Below are 18,711 nucleotides of genomic sequence, written 5' to 3'. Positions count from 1 at the left end.
CCACCTAAAAAGAATATAAAAAATAGACCTACACCAGAGTTGATCTCTAATATAGGTCAAATATTTTACATTAATTTTTAGTAGCTAATTGAGAGTTTTTTACCTACCGAGGAAAACTAAACGCTTAGCAGTTGTTTTTCAAAAATTTCTGGCAGTGGGGCTTCAAAAGTCAAAAATTCACCCGTTTTGGGATGGGTAAAACCTAATTTAGCTGCGTGCAAAAACTGCCCCTTACCCTTCAAAGTTTTCTTGGGTCCATACATTGGATCACCCACTAGCGGATGACCGATATATTTCATATGCACACGTATTTGGTGGGTCCGACCAGTCTCTAAGCGACAACTTACTAAGGTATAGTCTTGATAACGCTTCAAGACTTTAAAATGCGTCACTGCATCCCGACCACCAGAAACAACAGCTTGTTTTTTACGATCCTTAGGGCTCCGTGCGAGCGGAGCTTTGATCGTCCCAGAATCTTCTTTGATCCGTCCGTGAACAAGCGCGACATATTCGCGTAAATTAGTTTTATCTTTTAATTGCTTAGCCAAACTGCGATGAGCCTGATCATTTTTAGCGACCATTAAGAGCCCCGAAGTATCTTTATCGATCCGATGTACGATCCCTGGGCGATAAGTTCCATTGATCGTTGAAAGCGGGCAATGATATAACAAAGCATTGACTAACGTATGGTGTTCATGTCCTGGTGCCGGATGAACGACCATTCCCTGTGGTTTATTGATAACGATCACATCATCATCTTCATAAACGATATCTAAAGCGATATTTTCAGGTTCGACTTCAAGCTCTTTGATCGCTGGTTCGGTCAAACTGATCTTATCGCCCGCTTTGACCTTGTATTTACCCTTTTGTAGGGTCTCATTGACTAAAATATTGCCCTGTTCCAATAATTGTTGGATCTGGGACCGCGAGTACTGTGGAAAGATCATCGTTAAAACTTTATCTAACCGTCCCGTTTGCGTTGTGATCGTTGCTTCTACCAATTCATTATCATCCTTCTTTATAGATTAAATTATCCCTTCATCATCTTTTAGCATCGTGATCAAAATTACGATCACACCTAAAGTCAAGGCGCAATCAGCAATGTTGAAAACTGGAAAATTAATAAAATCCAATTCAAACATATCGACCACATATCCAGAGAAAAGACGATCAAGTAAATTTCCGAGTGTTCCACCGATCAACAGTGAAAAACCTAGTCCATAGCCCCAGTTATGGTACAATTTCTTAAAATAATAGCCAAAAATCACCAAAGCTACAAGTGAAATAATACTTAGTAACCATCTTTGACCTAACCACATGCTCCAAGCCGCTCCAAAATTTCGCACGTATCCGATCGACAAGACACCTGGAATAACTTCATAGCTAACATTAAGTGGAACATTTTGCTGAATATAAAATTTCAACAACTGGTCGGATAAAACTACCGCGACCATTAAACAAATATATAACGTCATCCGATCCATAACCCTTCTAAACTAATGACTTAAATATCTTTCATCTCAATCTTAACGTAAAAATCGTTGTTAGACAATTATCCAAACAAAAAAGGCACCACTGCTGATGCCTTTTAAAGCCGACCTGACCTATCAGCCTACGATTTTTAAACGATCGCAAACGTTTTTAGTATAATCCTGTGATCGTACCATCATCTGCTAGATCCATCCCCATCGCAGCTGGAACCTTTGGTAGACCAGGCATTGTCAAAACATTACCGGTCAAGGCTACGATAAAGCCGGCCCCTAATTTAGGCACAAATTCACGAACATGGATCATAAAATCAGTTGGGGCTCCAAGTAATTTAGGATCGTCCGAAAGTGAATATTGTGTTTTAGCCATACATACAGGTAATTTATCCCAACCAAGAGTTTTGAATTCACTCAATTGGCGTAAAGCTTTCGGACTGAATTCAACATCTTTACCACCATAGATCTTGGTCACGATCTGTTTGATCTTATCTTCAACACTATCATCAGCCGCATACAAGCGTTTAGGTGCAGTAGCTTGATCACAGCTAGCGAGCACAGCTTGAGCTAATTCTTTAGCCCCTGCACCACCTTTAGCCCACACATCAGCAACAACAGCGGTAGTGTCTTCTTTAGCACAAAGTTCAACTAACATGTTTAATTCAGCAAGAGTATCAGCAGTAAACTTATTGATCGCAACAACTACGGGAATATCATATTGTTTCATACTTTGAATATGACGCTTCAAATTAGCAAAGCCTTTTTCTAAAGCCACTAGATCTTCATGATCAAGTTGATCTTTTGCCACGCCACCATTCATCTTCAAGGCACGAACTGTGGCTACGATCACGATCGTATTTGGTGCTTTACCTAACTGAGGTACTTTGATGTCTAAGAATTTTTCAGCTCCAAGATCAGCTCCAAAACCAGCTTCAGTGATCGTATAGTCGGCCAACTGTAAAGCTGTCTTAGTTGCCAACACACTGTTACAGCCATGGGCAATATTAGCAAATGGTCCACCATGAATGATCGCTGGTGTATGCGCTAAAGTTTGAACTAGATTTGGCTTCAAGGCATCCTTTAACAACAAGGCGATCGCACCTGTCACGCCTAAGTCAGCGACTGTCACTGGTTCTTTAGCATAAGTATAACCGATCACGATCTGCCCTAAACGTTTCTTTAGATCAGCGATATCTTTTGCTAGACACAAGATCGCCATCATTTCTGAAGCCACCGTGATATCAAAACCGTCTTCACGTGGGATCCCTTGGACTACACCACCAAGCCCGATGACCACATGGCGTAATGCGCGATCATTGATATCCAATACGCGTTTCCAGATCACTCGGCGCTGGTCGATACCTAGCTTGTTACCTTGGTAGATATGGTTATCGATCAAGGCTGCTAAAGTATTATTGGCAGTTGTCAAAGCATGCATATCACCCGTGAAATGTAAGTTGATGTCTTCCATTGGGACTACTTGAGAATAGCCACCGCCAGTTGCGCCACCTTTCATTCCCATTACAGGACCTAAGGATGGTTCGCGCAAGGCGATCATAGTTTTTTTACCTGCTAAACTCAAGGCATCGCCTAAACCAACAGTAACTGTCGACTTGCCTTCACCAGCCGGCGTTGGATTGACAGCCGTCACTAAGATCAATTTTTCTTTAGTTTTTGGGCGGTCAGCCAACGGTAGTTTGATCTTTGCTTTATATTGACCGTATTGTTCGATCTCCGATTCACTTAAACCAGCTTTTTTAGCGACCTGAACGATCGGTAACATTTCACTTTGTTGTGCAATTTCAATATCTTTCACGTTTACGCTTACGACTATATCACCAAAATGATAGATATAGCTTTTCCTTTCTTTTTTTACCTGTATCTTATAGCTAATTCCTGATGAATTTAAGACCAGTATAAAACATATTTCGTGTTTTGTCATTAGTTTTTATAAAAAAGCTAACAACTACAATTTAATCGATTTAAAAACGAACTATTTTAACGTTTTTAAGCATTTTTCTTTGCTTTTTGGTAACATTAAAACTGAATAAGTCCGATATTGGTCAGTGATCTTCAATTGGTATTTCGTAGCCACGACTTCTTTGATATCGCTACGAGCGATGATTTTATCATTTAAAGATAAAACGCGCTTGAATTTCACTTCACGGTCTGTAATAACTAATTGGCGCCGCCATAATTGGATCGCAGTGACTAGCACAAAGCATACAAAAGCAATTGCAGTCCAGATCTGAAAAACTGTGATCTCTAACCATAAGAACAAACTCAATAAAAAGATCATAAAAGTATAAGACCAACATGTGATCGAACTGGGAATATCAGGTTGACAATAAAATTTTTGTTCCACAAAAAAACACCTTTCCGTTGCACTACTTTTCTTTTAATTTTACAATTTGAAGAGAACCACTTGCTCATTGAAGTGGTAATTTAACAATTAATTAAGAAAAGAGCACAGTCCATGGTAAAATTATACACCGATGCCGCAACAAACAAAACCCATAGCGCGGCTGGGATCTTAGTTATCGCTGATCAAAAACAATACCAATTTAAACAAAAAATAACAGCCTCAAATAATCATCAAGCTGAATTTGAAGCTGCTATCTTAGGTTTTGAATATTTGTCTCGAAACTTTCCAAATGCCCAAAATGTTTTCTTTCATTCTGATAGTAAGATCGTGATCGATAGCTTAGATAAGCGCTATAGTAAGTCATTTGCACCTGAGTTGGCCAAACTACTCACGCTACACGAAAAATTTCCGTTGGTCATCGATCAATGGATCCCTGATAAACAAAACACTGGCGCTCATAACCTTGCTTTACAAGCTTTAAAAGCCTAATTGCGAGGCTTTTTTTGCCCCCAATATTGGAATAGATCAGTTCTTAAAGTACCATTATAGAGCTTACGTCGTTTAGTCGCCTTTTGTCCGTAATATTGTTCAAAAGCTAAGTCACTAGTCAAGATATATTTGCTCCAAGTCGTTAATGGACGGTAAAGGTCCCCCATTTCTTGATAGAGCTTATGCACGCCAGCCTCATCGCTTAAACGTTCACCATATGGCGGGTTAGCCACGATCACGCCGTATTCTTTATCCGTCTTAAAATCTTTGACAGCTAGTTGTTTGAACTTAATACTATGCGATAATCCAGCCTCCATTGCATTTTTTTTAGCGATCTCGATCATCTTACCATCAATATCATAGCCACAGATATCAAGTTCAATATCATAATTGGCTGCTTGTTCAGCTTTAACCCGTAATTCTTCACTCAAACCAGCCGGCATCCAGTCCCATGTTTCACAAACAAAATCACGATTGAAGCCTGGTGCGATATTATGCCCGATCATTGCCGCTTCGATCGGCAAAGTCCCTGAACCACATACTGGATCGACAAAGGGCTTTTCTGGATACCAATGTGCTAGTAAAACAAGCGCTGCTGCCATATTTTCTTTCAATGGAGCGCCCCCTTTACCAACACGATAGCCCCGTTTGAATAAACTGCTCCCAGTCGTATCTAACGTCAATAGGACTTTATCTTTATTCAATGCTACTTCCAAAGGATATTTAGCCCCTGTTTCTGGTAAAAATGACCGGCGATGATATACCGCTGAAAGTTTTTCAACGATCGCTTTTTTTACGATCGCTTGTACACTAGGAACGTTGTGCAATTTAGATTTTTGAGATTTTCCCGCAACTGGAAAATTAGCATCTAACGGTAAATATTCATCCCAAGGCAAAGCCTTTGTTTTTTCAAAAAGTTCATCAAAAGTCGTTGCTTTAAATTCGCCAATGATGATCTTGACCCGGTCGGCCGTGCGTAACCAGAGATTGGTATTGATAATATCTTCTGCCGTTCCTTGATAGCGAACGCGTCCATTTTCAACAGCCACTTGATAGCCTAGATGCTTTAATTCATTTCCTGTAATTGCTTCGATCCCAGCAGCACAGGTTGCTAGTAAGTTGTATTTTTTCATAATACTTCCTTTCTGTATTCGCATAGCTTTAATAACTTGATTTTCACATTAAAAAAACTAGGACAAAAGTTTCCTTCCGCCCTAGTCATTTCCTGAATATGTAGTCCTCTATAAGCCACGTTCTGTACGTCATTTAGCCCAGGAGCTAAAATCGGTGGTAATCATCTATCTCCGAGTTAAATAACTCGCCCCCATGATTAGTTCATTTCCGTCATGAAGCGCCCCTACCAAAGTTTGGGTTACCTGCTCGCGGGGTTTACCTCGTTCCACCAATAATGTTTCCACTATTGCTTCGTCACTGTGGCACTTTTCAAGACTACTCGGACATGGTCAAATGACTTTAGCCCTTTTATCTGCCGTTACCATAAAAAATGGTACCTTGCCTTATTTTTTCAGCAAGCACGATCACTACAGGCATCGCAGCCTGTGCAAGCTTGGACTTTCCTCAGCCTATATATAATAGACCGCGATTACCAGAAGACTACACATTATTTACTTATTTAAAAACGATTACTACGATCGTCATCATCATTAAGTTGAGCACCAAAAACATGTCGCTCTAAGTTAGACAACCGCTTTAAAACATCCATATTAGTCATATTCGTCGTTGGACGAGCTGTTTGACCCGAAGAACCGACCGCAACTTGCTTTGTCAATTCATCGACTTTGCTTACTAAACGATCATTCTCCATTTGAAGACGTTGATTTTCTTTAGCGTATGCTTCATAATCTTGGATAACTTGATCCAAAAATTCATCAACTTCATTCGAGTCATAACCGCGTAGACCGCGTGAAAAATTCTTATTTACGATGTCCTTAGGCGTAAGATTTACATTTTCCATCGAAACTGCACCTCATTTGCATATTAGGAACTTAACTCATAACGTCGTCTATTATAGCATAATTATTTGACACTTGTAAATATAAATTTTTGGATACTTTTTATCGATCATTTTTTGTGCTAAATATCCTTGTGCAAGTGTCAACAAAAAGTCACGAGTACCAAAGATCAACATAACTGTCAATAAAAATTTCACAAAATCCATAAACTCAACTTCCTTAACGTAACCATCATCAGACAGCATTTTCATAGTCTAATAGAACTGCCGATCTGAAATGCCCAAACATATTTGCGTTTAGACTATCAATACTAGCTTTTAATCTGTTTTCGTAACAATCATTAGGTATTTCAAGATCTTGAATGCTACTCGAGCATAGGAATCATCCTTCACATTCATCCCTTCGTGTACTAAAAAAGCACCCGACGACGAGTGCTTAGAAGTTAAACTAATCGTTCAATGTTCAATCGACGATATGCTACCCTAATGAGTTCCTTGACATTATAACCGTTGACCTCAATATCATCCAATTCAGGTGCTTTTAAAAATGCTTCGGGATCAACAACTTGAATAGAACAAATCTCGCCTCCATCGTATTCTGTCCATTCTAGAAATACTATCGAAAGTGAATCTCCTGGAATTTCTAGTTCATCACGATAACCGCCACCATTCCAGTTAGGAAAATCAATATCAATTGCAGGAACATTTTCATCTAATTCGTATTCAGTCAAACTAAACTTAAAGTTCTCAAATTCCATTAATATAACTTCCTTCCATTTTTGATATTATTTAGATAATAGTTCTCAGGCTCATATGCTAAGGACCATATCAAACCGTAAGTAAAGACAAATAACCCCACCAAAATAATGATCAAGATCGTTAGACTAGCACCGTATTCCGCTAGTCTTTCTTTTTCTTCGATTTCATTTAACTTCTTCAGAGTTCTCCCTGCTTGTTCATATCAACGGTAACCAGTCTCTAGCTTCTTTGGCTACTTTGTAAGCCTTTTGCATTAGTGAATTTTCTTCCAGATACTGGATACCTTGGCTAGTAATGTGCCAGTTTCTCGGATGATTGAGTACACTGTTTTCTGGTGGAACAACATCCATAAACTCAACTCCCTTAACGTAACCATCATCAGACAGCATTTTCATAGTCTGATAGAACTGCCGATCTGAAATACCTAACATATTTGCGTTTAGACTATCAATACTAGCTTCTAAGCCGTTTTCGTAACAGTCATTTAGATATTTCAAGATCTTGCATGCTACTCGAGCATAGGAATTAGACTTCATATTCACCCCTCCGCGTACTAAAAAAGCACCCAACCACGAGTGCAAATCAACTGTAATCTTCTATAAACTCTTGCCATTTTTTGGCATATTCGGGATTATTCTCCACTTTTTGAATGAAACTTTTTTCTAAGTCTGTCCCTTCTTCATCAGGCAAATGATAGTATTCAGTATCGTCAATTGCTAACCAATCATAGTTAGTAGAACTTATTTTAGTATTTGTCATGGTTAAAGTACCTCTCATTATACAAAATATCTGTCGCCTTCAATTTTGAAATTTGCGAAGAATTACCATTCCTTACAAGTTCATTGTAAGCTTTGTTGTAAGCTTTTTCAAGTTCAAATTTCTTATCTTTACGTAATGAGATTTCATATACGGCGCCTTTATGCCCTACAATCACTGAACTATGCACATATTTTTCACCACGTTCTAAGGTTAATATGTCGGCAATTGAAGGTCTCCCGTTTCCAGGGTGAGTATGGACCAAAACCACTTTACTGTTATTATTCATAATTTTTTCGTACTGCTCAGGAGTAGGATTTACCTTTCCTTCTGCATTTGAATCTTGATTGATAAAAAGAACTTTCCCTGATCTACTATCAATCGCTGCTATATCTTCTCCGATAGAACCATCTCTATTTTCTAATATCTTCATAGACACTTGATAAATAGACTCTTGAACTTTTTTTGGTAAATCCAGCTTAGAGAATTTATCATGAAATTTATATGAATTGACCAGTTTTCTGTTTACCGCCAAAACTTCGGAAAGTGTTACACCATCATATTTTTTACGAGTAATACGAGTTGTTTCCTCTTGCTTTAAGAATTCCAAACTTTCTGATCTAATTCTCCTACACCGACAATTAGGGTGCGAACTACCGGGAACTCGCGGACTGGACTCATCACCAACTTTATACGGCCCTGAGATAGCCCAGTTAGTGCAGATTTTACATGCTCCCGGTTCTGTGACCCAGTCATAATACTTTACACCATTTGCTTTAAAACTTTGCTCAGTGATAGCATCTTCTCGTGCAGCTGCTTCAGTCCGAGCTGTTCGCTTAGCTTTGACTGTCGCATCCCTAATGATCTTAGGAATATTATCAGCACGCATACTTTCCGCATTTCCCGGATAAAAATGATTTGCGATATCTTCTGCACGCATTCCTTGCGATACCATGCCATTGATCACATTGCTGATCCGGTTGACAGCTTGATCGTGATCTGTCAATACTCGCTCAGTCCAGGGAATAAAGTCTTTTCCTGTCTTGACTTTGAACTCTGGGCTAGCATACTTCTTGACTGACATTTTAGGGATATCTTCATGCTTTGCTTGATAGGCGATCTCTTCTTTGACTGCAGTCTGGTTATTCTTATCGATGATCTTTCCGACTTTGTGAACAACAGCGATAAGAGCCATCCCCACCAAAGCCGTTATCAGCCCTTTAGGCGACGTTTGACTCATCGCAGTGTAATAAGTCCACTCGGTCTTGTTCTGACGCTGATAGGTCATCTGGGAGCTTGTCATACTGTTGTTTGAGTAAAAGCATGTCTTTTACTGTGACCTTACCATACAAATTAGCTGGCACGACCACGCCATCAACAGCATAACGATTGTGCACATCGCTCACGATCGCACGCAAAGTATCGACCGCTTCGTTGTATACTTTTTCGATCTCAGCTTCAGTTGCTTGATCACGTTCGAGCAGATAATCAATCCTTTTCTTGACTTGTTCGACTGTTTGCATTTGCATCACCATCCGTAAAAGCATTTGTCTGCTTCAGCACTTGCATATTTGCCTTAATCTGCTCGTTTTTCTCTCGATCCATTCGTTCTTGTTCCTGGCGTGGATCATTAACGATAGACAGCGTCTTAAGCCAAATCTCACTTGATACCAGGTTGGCTAAGATCTGTGCCGTTTGAGTTTCTGAAAGCGTATCGTGTGGTAGGTCGTATTGGAAATTGATATCAACGTCTTTCCACGCTTCTCGAATGATGTTTTCGATCAGATCTGACGCAAATACGACTTGATACATATCTTTCAGCGACTCCGTAAAACCACGAGACTTGAGAGTAGCTAGGTTTAGCATCGGCTTGTACTTCATTTCGAGTGCCACACCAGTTGAATTACCAAAATCTTTGTCGTTCAAGTTAGTTATCATCGAAACTTGATATAGGTTGTCAACGATCCGATCGATCAGATTTGCTTGCGTCTCATCAGCATTTGGTTTAGATAAAAAGTCAATATCTAAGCTTTCTGGTGTTTCGCTTGGATCATCACTTTCTCTAGACTTCAGATCGATGATCCGATAGTTGCGCAAATTTTCAAGATCATCTTCACTAAGGATCGCCCCTAAGACTTTCATGTATGCATCAGCAAAATAATCAACATCATTTGCTTTCTCAGACATCGCCTTGTCTATCTCATCAATCAGCGGTAAAACATTCTTGATCACGCTTAGGCGCTCATCGTTTTCCACTGCTTCGATTATCGGGATCATCCCAAACGGGTTAGCTGTCCGGGCACCGAAATTACTTGTATTCCGACTAGTATCAGACTCCCATTAGTAATGCTCAGAAAAAACTGTGAGCTTATAATTAGCTGAACCGATATGACCATAGCGAACTGCATACAGTGGCTTATGTGCTACTGTATTGTCGTAGATCACAAAGGTATCGAGTGGTTAAACATCAGTAACATAGATCTCGCTATCGTGACTGTAGACATAAAAATAAGCCCTGCCATAAATGCAGGACTCTTTCCAAACACGAGCGATCACACTATCCATTTTGCGTGATACATTGAACCAAGATAATGATTTGTTTCCTAACTCTTCTGGACAAATTCGTTAGCTTTGTAAATTTCTGACTGATTCATGACTGACTTTTTCGATAAATCATGGTTAATACTAATTGATCACATGTACAAATCAAGAGCACTAAAACAACTAATGATCAGTTTTTAGTGCTCTTGAATCAACCTATTAGTATTTTTGCTCTAAATACTGTTCTGCCTCATCTTGAAGCTGATACATATCGATCACCTCAAGCTCATAAGTATGTGTCTGTTGATAACGTTTGATCGCTTCATAGTCAAATTTTGGCTTGCCGGGATGTTCTTGGTCATAGATCAAGACCGCTTTATCCGTATGTGCTAGCATAAATTGTTGGTAATTTTTCAACTGCATTGGTGAACTATATGGTTGTTTACTTACGCTAGCACAAAAATCAACTTGTTGTTCTAACTGTGCTAGCTGTATCTGCTTATCTTCTTGCCAATTTTTGGAAAATTCTGTATAAGGATACATCAATGCGGTCTTGACGCCTACATATTCTTTAGTAAAAGAAACTGCTTCTTCTAACGCCCATTGTTCGATCCCCAATTGGCCTCCAGAAATGATCCACTCAAGCCCCATATCAGCATTTTGCATAAAATTTTTACGCAAACAATACTTTAAAACTTCGATCTTGGGGTCATCTAATTTAAAGACCCCTAGTTCGTAACTTCGATAGCCACTTACCCATAAACGCACGCATTTCACCTCACAAAATATTTTCTTTACCTTATAATACCACAAATCTTTTGCTTTAAATTTCACCCAACTTTTTGCCAATAACTGTTTAAATTTGTTATAATTAACCGGATAGGAGCGTGATATTTATCTATGGCAATCCACTATCCAAACGGCGGCTTGTTCACTACTAAAAATAGTGCGAGTAAAAAAAGCCGCGCCAACAATACTATTTATGGAAAGCGCGGAATGTCGTTAGAAGATGAAATAAACGAAAGCAACAAATACTATCTTTCAGCTGGGATCGCGGTCATTCACAAAAAGCCGACACCGATCCAGATCGTTGATGTTTATTATCCCAAACGTAGCGCCGCAGTGATCAAAAAAGCTTATTTCAAACAAGCTTCTACCACTGATTACAATGGTGTCTATCGTGGTCATTATCTTGATTTTGAAGCAAAAGAGACTAAAAATAAGACCTCATTTCCGCTCAGTAACTTTCATGCTCACCAGATAAAACACATGAAAGCATGTCAAGATCAAGCTGGTATCTGCTTTACGATCGTTAAATTCGTCACAACTGATCAGGTGTTTTTGATGCCGGCTGATATTTTATTTGATTACTGGGATGCCCAAGCAACTGGGCGCAAATCGATCCCAAAAGCAGTGATCGAACGCGATGGCTTTGAGATCGATTATGCGCTCCGGCCCCGTATCCCATATCTAAATTACGTTGATCTACTGCTTAAAAAGTAGTTCAATGTTTCCCTAGTGGATAAATACAGTTAGCTATATCAGTTAGAAAGTTAAAAATGTGTGACTGATACTTACAATGACCCAGTCAGGCAATTTGCCTAAACTACACTTTATCACTATATAACTGTAGTAACTAAAATTAAGAAAGGAACGCTATATTCTTTCTGATCATATATTTTATGATTCCACATTTGTATAGTAGCAGCATCGTTATGGATAAAAATCCGAAATACTCGCGCACAAATGGCCCGAAGAAAAATGGTCGTTTAAAGCGTAGCGGTAAGAAAAAAGCTTCACGCGCTGGCAAAAAGCCAATGTGGCTCAAGATCTTAATATCCTTTGCAGTCGCCCTAGTAGCTGCTTTAGTGGTTGGAGTCACCGTCTTTTTTGTCTATGCAAGCAGTGCTCCTAAATTAAGTGAGCAACAGCTTGAAAGTGCCGGTTCAACGGTCATTTATGATTCAAATGGCAAAAAGATCATGTCTTTAGGGACCGAAAACCGGACCTATGTTGCAGAAAAAGACATCCCACAGCAATTAAAAGATGCGGTCATCTCGATCGAGGACCGTCGTTTCTATAAGCATCATGGGGTCGACCCATGGCGGATCGTATCAGCTGCAATGTCTAATGCGTCTGGTTCAGCTGGATTACAAGGTGGGAGTACATTAGATCAGCAATTGATCAAACTCTCCTACTTCTCGACCAAGCGCTCTGACCAAACGATCAAGCGTAAAGCCCAAGAAGCTTGGCTAGCCATCAATATGGACCGCCAATACAGCAAAGATCAAATTTTGACTTTCTATGTCAATAAAGTCTTCATGGGTGACGGATGTTACGGGATGCAGACTGCGTCTAAATACTATTTTGGTAAGACATTGGATAAATTAAACTTAGCTCAAACAGCTTTGATCGCTGGGATCCCAAATGCCCCATCCTCTTACAATCCTTATACTAATCCAGAATTTGCTAAAAAGCGTCGGGATGATGTTTTAAATGCGATGGTCGCTAATAAAAAGATCACCCAAGCTCAAGCTAACGAAGCTAAACAAGAAAGCATCACCACTGGTCTAGTTGAGAAGAACACTTCAAAAACTGTGACCTCAACTGAAAAGATCGCTGATCCATATATCAAACAAGTTATCGAAGAAGCTAAGAAGAAAGGCTATGATCCTTATAAAGACAGCTTACAGATCTACACTAATTTAGACATGGCGATCCAAAAACGTCTCTATGAGATCGCAAATAGCGATGAATATTTGAACTTCCCCGATGACAATATCCAAGTTGCTTCAACTGTGATCGATCCAGATAATGGTAATGTGGTCGCGATGCTTGGTGGACGTAAGACTGGCGATGTTACCTTTGGACTCAATCGTGCCGTTCAAACTGATCGGACAAATGGTTCTACGGCTAAGCCTTTGATGGATTATGCACCTGCGATCGAATATCTCGATTGGGCTACGTATCATCCGATCAAAGACAATCGTTATGTTTACCCTGGAACAAATATTCAACTATACGATTTTGACCACCAATACAAAGGCCTGATGACGATGCGCCAAGCTTTGGTCGAATCACGTAACGTCCCTGCGATCCGGGCTTTAGCCGCAGTGGGGATCACAAAAGCTCAAAACTTCATTTCACAAATGGGCTTTAACTACGATAAGACCCTAGAATATCAAAACGGTATCGGGTTACCTTCTTCGACTCTCCAAAATGCTGCAGCTTATGCGGCCTTTGCCAATGGTGGGACTTATTACCAACCACAATATATCAAAGAGATCGTAACTGGTGATGGCGAACGCAAAGAATTTTCAAGTTCTGGTAAACAAGTCATGCAGTCATCAACAGCTTATATGATCACCGATATGCTCAAAGGTGTTATTACTTCACCTGAAGGAACAGGTACTCGAGCTAATATCAGCGGTTTATATCAAGCCGGTAAGACTGGGACTAACGCTTACCCATCTGATATCTCAGCTAAATTCCCTGATAATGCTACAATGGATTCTTGGTTCAACGGTTATACCAAACACTACTCTGTCTCTGTTTGGGTCGGTTATGACCACCAATACGAAGCGGGTAATTACTTGGATAACAATTCCGTTGCTTTAGCATCACTTTTCTATAAGAACATCATGACCTACATGTCGCAAGGAAAGACCAACACCGATTGGCGCAAACCAAGCAACGTCTATGTTCGCTATATCAATGGTGTCCGTCAACTTTACTTGGCTGGTTCTGCTGCTCCAAGCTCGGAACTTTCTGGTAGTTCAAGTTCTAGTCGCTCAAGTTCTTCAGAAACTTCGAGTTCATCGTCTGAATCTTCTTCAAGCTCGGAAAGTTCAGCTAGCTCAGAAAGTTCTTCAGAAACTTCTTCAAGTTCAAGTAGCTCTGAGAGTCACTCGTCAAGTCAGCCTTCGCAATCGACCGACGATAATTCTAGTTCAGCAAATTCTACACCACCAGCCGAACCTGACTCACAAGCGGAGAATCAGACAACTGACAGTGGAAATCCACCACAATAAAGTAACAAAGTGTCCATCAACTGATATGGATAGACTCGTAAACACTCCCCTCAGCAATGTGGAGGAGTGTTTTTTTATGCAAAAACAACATCACCAACTGATCCAAATAAAGAAGACCACTCGAATTTTTTTGAATAATTCGAGTGGTCTTCTCTAAAGATAGAGACTTATGTCACAGCCTCTTTTTATGCTTCTTTTATTTAAAAGAGGCTACATATTTATCATGTTTTTCTTGATCAAATTCATTTTCTGATTTACCGATGATCAATGTCGCAGTAACATTTCCTGCAACATTGACAACTGTCCGTCCCATATCAACTAAACGATCGATCCCAGCGATCAAAGCTAGGCCTGAGACTGGAACACCGATCGTTGAAACTGTCGCTAATAAAACAACAAATGACGCCCCAGGAACGCCTGCCATCCCTTTAGAAGTGATCATTAAAACTAATAATAAAGTCAATTGCTGACTCAACGAAAGATCAATATGATAGGCTTGGGCTAAAAAGATAGCTGCTAATGATTGATAGATCGCAGAGCCGTCCAAGTTAAAGGTATAACCAGTCGGAATAACGAACGAGCTGATCGCTTGGTCAACGCCTAATTTTTGAGTTTTTTCCATCAACCGTGGTAATGTGACCTCTGAACTAGCCGTTGTAAAGGCCAACACCAATTCATCTTTGACTACTCGTAATTGGTCCATGATCTTAAAACCAAAGATCCGAGATGTGATCCCTAAAACTACTAAAATAAAGAAGATCATCGTTGCGTAAGACATTACGATAAATAATCCTAATGGTTTTAACGACTCGAGCCCCAATTGAGCGACGGTAGCCCCGATCAAGCCTGCGACCCCAAAAGGTGCAAAATACATGATCCAACCAGTGATCTTGAACATTACTTCTGCTACAGCTTGGAAAAATTGTAATAAGATCTTACCTTTTTCACCAATTGCCGCGATCCCTAACCCAAATAAACAAGAGAAAAAGATCACTGGTAGCATCTGACCTGTCGCTAATGCATCAAAGAAATTAGATGGCACGATCGACATCAAGATCGAACCTAATCCGCTGTGCGAAGCCTGTTTAGCTGTTTTAACATATGTCGAAATATCAACTTGGGACAACTTGCTTAAATCAAGCATATATCCGATCTGGGAAAGATTAGAGACTAACATCCCAACGATAAAGGCGATCGTTGATAACACCTCAAAATAGATCAAAGTTTTTAGTCCGATCCGCCCTAACTTTTTGATATCGCCCATATTAGCGATCCCTACAACTAAACTTGAAAAGACGATCGGCAAGACGATCATCGAGATCATATTGATAAAGGTCGATCCGAGTCCATTTGCAAATTTGATAAATCCTTTATCATCAGCAAATATGACCCCTAAACCGATTCCGATCAACAGGCCTAAAATTATCTGCCACCCAAGTGACAAACGATATACTTTTAACTTTTTCAAATTCACCATCTCCATAGAATTTTTATGCCAGTTAATAATTTACCATATTTTACATAAAAATTCATTATGTTGTTTGTTTTTTTATTAAAATTATATCTTTATCACTAATTATGTTCGGTTTTTACACTCTTGATCGGCCTTCTGGGCAAATATCTAATAGTGGACAAGAACTACACTTCGGATTTCTTGCCATGCATTGGTATCGTCCCCAAAATATCATCCGGTGATGCCCTTTGATCCATAGATCTTGTGGGACTTTTTGCATTAAGATCTTTTCGATCGTTAAAACATCACTATCAGCTGGAACCATCCCTAAACGTTTGGCAACGCGACTGACATGGGTATCAACTGCAAATGCTGGGATCCCAAAGCATTCAGCTAAAACCACATCCGCTGTTTTGCGTCCGACCCCACTTAAGCTCATCAGCTCTTTTCTAGTTTTAGGGACGACCCCATCAAAGCGTTCGACCAGTTCCTGTGAGCATTTGATCAAAAAGCGCGCCTTATTGCGATATAGACCGATCGTTTTGATATAGCTTTCAACTTCTGCTTGGCTCGCATTCGCTAAGTCAACAGGATCCTTATAGCGTTCAAATAAAGCTGGTGTGACCAAGTTAACAGCTTTGTCAGTAGTTTGAGCACTCAATATCACTGAAAGCATAAAGTGATACGGATCTGTCTTCGTCAATGATGTTGTGGCATTGGGAAACATTTCACCCATGATTTCGATCGCATGTGTCGTTTCTTCACTACTTAGCATCATCGATCCCTCCTGACCAATCATACATTGGAATACTTGGTTTAGCTTTATTTTGCTTAGGTGCAGTTGGTTGTGCTTTTTTAGCCATTTCTTGTCGGCGCTGTTGGCGTAATCGTTGCACATCGGCACTAGTTTTGATATTTTGCTTTTCCCAGCTCAATAAGATCTTATCAATATACTTCAAACTATAAACCTGATTTAAAACGGCCTCACGTAAAGCTAAAACGATCAATTCGGGTGAATAATTTTCTGTATTGAGCCAACTATCGATCGTTTGTAGTTCCATCGGGGTCAAAAGACGGCCAAATTCGACCTCAATATTTTTATAAACTTCTTGCTTACTGGTCGTTTTGTTTTGTGTTAGTTCAGCTGTTACTTCATTTTGTTCTAAAGCAAATAATTTCTCGTAAAGTAGCGTAAAATCATACTTGTCATACTTACGTCCCGCCACATCAGTTGCTGTCGTTAATCTAAGAAATTTTTTTTCGATCAAATTACGTAATAAATTTCCCAGCTTACTAGTATCAAGCTGCATACTTTGTGAAATTTCAGTTAGATCGATCGCGTTTCCCTGCTGCGTTCGACTCATGAGCTGTAACATCAAGATAAACTCAGCTTCATCTAGTCCTAACTGACGATAATTATTCAACAATAGATTGGAAACTGTCATTTGTCCAGCAGCTAAATATTTTCGTAGTATTTTATCCATCTTGATCTTCCTTTTTAAGTAAAAAACAGGACACAACACTCGGTCATGTCCCGCAGCCCACCAACTATTATGGGTAGATCCGGTTTAATAAACGTGGGAATGGAATAGCTTCCCGGATATGGTCTTCACCTGTGATCCAAGTTACTGCACGTTCCAGACCAAGTCCAAAGCCAGAGTGTGGTACACTACCGTAGCGCCGTAGATCTAAGTACCATTCATAATCAGCTTTATTTAAACCTGCATCTTCAATTTGTTTTGCTAAATATTCTGGATCAGTCGCACGCTCAGAACCACCGATGATCTCACCATAGCCTTCTGGCGCTAACAAGTCAGCACATACAACTAAGTCTTCTCTAGTTGGATGTGGTTTCATGTAAAATGGTTTGATCGCTTTAGGGTAGTTCAACACAAAAACAGGTTTGCTGAAGTGTTCTGCCAAATAAGTTTCTTCTGGCGAACCGAAATCTTCGCCCCATTTTACATCTGGGAATTTACCTGATTCTTGTAATAATTTGATCGCATCATCATAGGAAATGCGTGGATAAGGTAGTTGCGTATAGCGCTTGAGGACTTCCTTATCTCGTCCTAAAATATCAAGTTCGTAGTCACAATTTTCAAGTACTTTTTCAACCAAGTAAGCAATATAGCGTTCTTGGATCTCTAAACTTTCTTCTTGATGCATAAATGCCATTTCTGGTTCGATCATCCAAAATTCGATCAAATGACGACGTGTCTTGGATTTTTCCGCTCTAAATGTTGGCCCGAAAGTAAAGACTTTCCCATAAGCCATTGCCCCAGCTTCAGCATAAAGCTGACCTGATTGTGAAAGATAAGCATCTTTTTCAAAATATTCAGTATGGAACAATTCTGTTGTGCCTTCAGGAGCACTACCGGTCAAGATCGGTGAATCCAACTTGATGAACCCTTCCTTGTTGAAGAATTCATAAGTTGCACGGATCATTTCGTTTCTGATCTTCATGATTGCAAATTGACGCTTCGAACGCAACCAAAGATGACGATGATCCATCAAGAAATCTGTCCCGTGTTCTTTAGGAGTGATCGGATAGTCTTCACTTTGACCTACCAGTTCAATATCTTCAATTTCGATCTCATAGCCAAAGTGTGAGCGTGTATCTTCATGGATCGTACCTGTGACGTACATACTTGCTTCTTGTCTTACTTCTTTTGCAAGCTTAAATACATCTTCAGAAACATTATTCTTAACTACGACTCCTTGAAAATAAGCTGTTCCGTCGCGCAGCTGTAAAAAGGCGATTTTACCGCTGGAGCGCTTATTAGTCAACCAAACTCCAATTCTTACTTTTTGGTCAACATAGTCTTTAGCGTTAATAATACTGATAGTTTCCACTAAATTTT

Annotated in this window: 20 protein-coding genes, 1 other RNA gene and 1 pseudogene; 3 read left to right on the top strand and 19 right to left on the bottom strand. The window is 39.7% G+C overall.

Going from position 1 to position 18,711, the window contains the following annotated elements:
- Nucleotides 1–116: 116 nt before the first annotated feature.
- The 4 genes from LMU01S_RS01075 to LMU01S_RS01060 all read right to left on the bottom strand — a co-directional run bounded on the left by LMU01S_RS01075 (nt 117) and on the right by LMU01S_RS01060 (nt 3,849).
- Entirely contained in the window at nt 117–1,001 is an 885-nt protein-coding gene (locus tag LMU01S_RS01075; protein WP_082613107.1) for an RluA family pseudouridine synthase, read from the bottom strand.
- 24 nt (nt 1,002–1,025) lie between these two features.
- A complete protein-coding gene (gene lspA / locus LMU01S_RS01070) occupies nt 1,026–1,475 on the bottom strand; it encodes a signal peptidase II (RefSeq protein ID WP_056960583.1) in 450 nt (149 codons plus the stop codon).
- A 166-nt stretch (nt 1,476–1,641) separates the two neighbouring features.
- Complete coding sequence (locus LMU01S_RS01065; RefSeq protein ID WP_056960401.1) at nt 1,642–3,300, bottom strand: formate--tetrahydrofolate ligase; 1,659 nt, start codon at nt 3,298–3,300, stop codon at nt 1,642–1,644.
- A gap of 177 nt (nt 3,301–3,477) precedes the next feature.
- Nucleotides 3,478–3,849: an EbsA family protein gene (locus LMU01S_RS01060; RefSeq protein WP_056960399.1), complete on the bottom strand. Its 372-nt coding sequence runs from the start codon at nt 3,847–3,849 to the stop codon at nt 3,478–3,480.
- Nucleotides 3,850–3,960: 111 nt separating this feature from the next.
- Here LMU01S_RS01060 and LMU01S_RS01055 point away from each other — a divergent pair, with 111 nt between their 5' ends.
- Nucleotides 3,961–4,338 carry a ribonuclease HI family protein gene (locus tag LMU01S_RS01055; RefSeq protein ID WP_056960397.1) on the top strand — a complete coding sequence of 126 codons (378 nt, stop codon included), beginning with the start codon at nt 3,961–3,963 and terminating at the stop codon, nt 4,336–4,338.
- Here the strand turns inward: LMU01S_RS01055 and LMU01S_RS01050 are convergent.
- The 11 genes and pseudogenes from LMU01S_RS01050 to LMU01S_RS01010 all read right to left on the bottom strand — a co-directional run bounded on the left by LMU01S_RS01050 (nt 4,335) and on the right by LMU01S_RS01010 (nt 11,134).
- Nucleotides 4,335–5,471, bottom strand: coding sequence for a THUMP domain-containing class I SAM-dependent RNA methyltransferase (locus LMU01S_RS01050; protein WP_056960395.1), 1,137 nt, complete (start codon nt 5,469–5,471; stop codon nt 4,335–4,337). The two genes, LMU01S_RS01055 and LMU01S_RS01050, sit on opposite strands and share 4 nt — an antisense overlap.
- 106 nt (nt 5,472–5,577) lie before the next feature.
- Nucleotides 5,578–5,953: RNase P RNA component class B (rnpB, locus tag LMU01S_RS01045), an RNA gene on the bottom strand.
- 18 nt (nt 5,954–5,971) lie between these two features.
- Nucleotides 5,972–6,313 carry a cell division regulator GpsB gene (gpsB, locus tag LMU01S_RS01040; RefSeq protein WP_004047746.1) on the bottom strand — a complete coding sequence of 114 codons (342 nt, stop codon included), beginning with the start codon at nt 6,311–6,313 and terminating at the stop codon, nt 5,972–5,974.
- 51 nt (nt 6,314–6,364) lie between these two features.
- Nucleotides 6,365–6,517, bottom strand: coding sequence for a hypothetical protein (locus LMU01S_RS10395; RefSeq protein ID WP_156470364.1), 153 nt, complete (start codon nt 6,515–6,517; stop codon nt 6,365–6,367).
- A gap of 236 nt (nt 6,518–6,753) precedes the next feature.
- Nucleotides 6,754–7,068: a hypothetical protein gene (locus LMU01S_RS01035; RefSeq protein WP_056960393.1), complete on the bottom strand. Its 315-nt coding sequence runs from the start codon at nt 7,066–7,068 to the stop codon at nt 6,754–6,756.
- A 198-nt stretch (nt 7,069–7,266) separates the two neighbouring features.
- Complete coding sequence (locus LMU01S_RS01030) at nt 7,267–7,605, bottom strand: YjcQ family protein (protein WP_056960391.1); 339 nt, start codon at nt 7,603–7,605, stop codon at nt 7,267–7,269.
- 46 nt (nt 7,606–7,651) lie between these two features.
- Nucleotides 7,652–7,828 carry a hypothetical protein gene (locus LMU01S_RS10390; protein WP_156470363.1) on the bottom strand — a complete coding sequence of 59 codons (177 nt, stop codon included), beginning with the start codon at nt 7,826–7,828 and terminating at the stop codon, nt 7,652–7,654.
- Nucleotides 7,815–9,113: a structural protein gene (locus tag LMU01S_RS01025; protein ID WP_156470362.1), complete on the bottom strand. Its 1,299-nt coding sequence runs from the start codon at nt 9,111–9,113 to the stop codon at nt 7,815–7,817. The genes LMU01S_RS10390 and LMU01S_RS01025 overlap by 14 nt, the downstream gene beginning before the upstream one ends.
- The gene (locus LMU01S_RS01020) at nt 9,046–9,348 is read right to left on the bottom strand and encodes a hypothetical protein (protein ID WP_056960388.1); all 303 of its coding nucleotides are present in this window, start codon (nt 9,346–9,348) and stop codon (nt 9,046–9,048) included. Before LMU01S_RS01020 ends, LMU01S_RS01025 begins: the two co-directional genes overlap by 68 nt.
- Nucleotides 9,314–10,123 (bottom strand): annotated as a pseudogene (locus LMU01S_RS01015) (phage portal protein); the annotation flags it as partial. The gene LMU01S_RS01020 and the pseudogene LMU01S_RS01015, both read right to left, overlap by 35 nt.
- Nucleotides 10,124–10,585: 462 nt before the next feature.
- Nucleotides 10,586–11,134, bottom strand: coding sequence for an SLOG family protein (locus LMU01S_RS01010; protein ID WP_056960385.1), 549 nt, complete (start codon nt 11,132–11,134; stop codon nt 10,586–10,588).
- Between the two features lie 132 nt (nt 11,135–11,266).
- On the opposite strand from LMU01S_RS01010, the gene recU reads away from it, so the two are divergent.
- Nucleotides 11,267–11,869 (top strand): Holliday junction resolvase RecU, encoded by a 603-nt coding sequence (recU, locus tag LMU01S_RS01005; protein ID WP_056960383.1) that lies wholly within the window; start codon nt 11,267–11,269, stop codon nt 11,867–11,869.
- A gap of 212 nt (nt 11,870–12,081) precedes the next feature.
- Nucleotides 12,082–14,397 carry a transglycosylase domain-containing protein gene (locus LMU01S_RS01000; protein ID WP_056960381.1) on the top strand — a complete coding sequence of 772 codons (2,316 nt, stop codon included), beginning with the start codon at nt 12,082–12,084 and terminating at the stop codon, nt 14,395–14,397.
- 196 nt (nt 14,398–14,593) lie between these two features.
- Here the strand turns inward: LMU01S_RS01000 and LMU01S_RS00995 are convergent, their stop codons facing one another.
- From LMU01S_RS00995 to asnS, 4 genes are all read right to left on the bottom strand, one after another.
- Nucleotides 14,594–15,865, bottom strand: a complete 1,272-nt coding sequence (locus LMU01S_RS00995) for a cation:dicarboxylate symporter family transporter (protein ID WP_004047805.1) — start codon at nt 15,863–15,865, stop codon at nt 14,594–14,596.
- Between the two features lie 121 nt (nt 15,866–15,986).
- Nucleotides 15,987–16,625, bottom strand: a complete 639-nt coding sequence (gene nth / locus LMU01S_RS00990; RefSeq protein WP_056960380.1) for an endonuclease III — start codon at nt 16,623–16,625, stop codon at nt 15,987–15,989.
- A complete protein-coding gene (locus LMU01S_RS00985) occupies nt 16,615–17,334 on the bottom strand; it encodes a DnaD domain-containing protein (protein ID WP_056960378.1) in 720 nt (239 codons plus the stop codon). Before LMU01S_RS00985 ends, nth begins: the two co-directional genes overlap by 11 nt.
- Before the next feature lie 67 nt (nt 17,335–17,401).
- Nucleotides 17,402–18,703 carry an asparagine--tRNA ligase gene (gene asnS, locus LMU01S_RS00980; RefSeq protein ID WP_004047811.1) on the bottom strand — a complete coding sequence of 434 codons (1,302 nt, stop codon included), beginning with the start codon at nt 18,701–18,703 and terminating at the stop codon, nt 17,402–17,404.
- Nucleotides 18,704–18,711: the final 8 nt, after the last annotated feature.

Source organism: Ligilactobacillus murinus DSM 20452 = NBRC 14221, assembly GCF_001591685.1.
GTDB classification, from domain to species: Bacteria; Bacillota; Bacilli; order Lactobacillales; family Lactobacillaceae; genus Ligilactobacillus; species Ligilactobacillus murinus.
This window is presented reverse-complemented; position numbering and strand designations above follow the sequence as displayed.

Excerpts from the sequence above, each read along its gene's own strand:
- lspA (WP_056960583.1), bottom strand. The coding sequence starts at position 1,475 with ATGACGTTATATATTTGTTTAATGGTCGCGGTAGTTTTATCCGACCAG.
- LMU01S_RS01055 (WP_056960397.1), top strand. The coding sequence starts at position 3,961 with ATGGTAAAATTATACACCGATGCCGCAACAAACAAAACCCATAGCGCG.
- LMU01S_RS01050 (WP_056960395.1), bottom strand. The coding sequence starts at position 5,471 with ATGAAAAAATACAACTTACTAGCAACCTGTGCTGCTGGGATCGAAGCA.
- gpsB (WP_004047746.1), bottom strand. The coding sequence starts at position 6,313 with ATGGAAAATGTAAATCTTACGCCTAAGGACATCGTAAATAAGAATTTT.
- LMU01S_RS10395 (WP_156470364.1), bottom strand. The coding sequence starts at position 6,517 with ATGGATTTTGTGAAATTTTTATTGACAGTTATGTTGATCTTTGGTACT.
- LMU01S_RS01035 (WP_056960393.1), bottom strand. The coding sequence starts at position 7,068 with ATGGAATTTGAGAACTTTAAGTTTAGTTTGACTGAATACGAATTAGAT.
- LMU01S_RS01030 (WP_056960391.1), bottom strand. The coding sequence starts at position 7,605 with ATGAAGTCTAATTCCTATGCTCGAGTAGCATGCAAGATCTTGAAATAT.
- LMU01S_RS10390 (WP_156470363.1), bottom strand. The coding sequence starts at position 7,828 with ATGACAAATACTAAAATAAGTTCTACTAACTATGATTGGTTAGCAATT.
- LMU01S_RS01025 (WP_156470362.1), bottom strand. The coding sequence starts at position 9,113 with ATGACCTATCAGCGTCAGAACAAGACCGAGTGGACTTATTACACTGCG.
- LMU01S_RS01020 (WP_056960388.1), bottom strand. The coding sequence starts at position 9,348 with ATGCAAACAGTCGAACAAGTCAAGAAAAGGATTGATTATCTGCTCGAA.
- recU (WP_056960383.1), top strand. The coding sequence starts at position 11,267 with ATGGCAATCCACTATCCAAACGGCGGCTTGTTCACTACTAAAAATAGT.
- LMU01S_RS01000 (WP_056960381.1), top strand. The coding sequence starts at position 12,082 with ATGGATAAAAATCCGAAATACTCGCGCACAAATGGCCCGAAGAAAAAT.
- nth (WP_056960380.1), bottom strand. The coding sequence starts at position 16,625 with ATGCTAAGTAGTGAAGAAACGACACATGCGATCGAAATCATGGGTGAA.
- LMU01S_RS00985 (WP_056960378.1), bottom strand. The coding sequence starts at position 17,334 with ATGGATAAAATACTACGAAAATATTTAGCTGCTGGACAAATGACAGTT.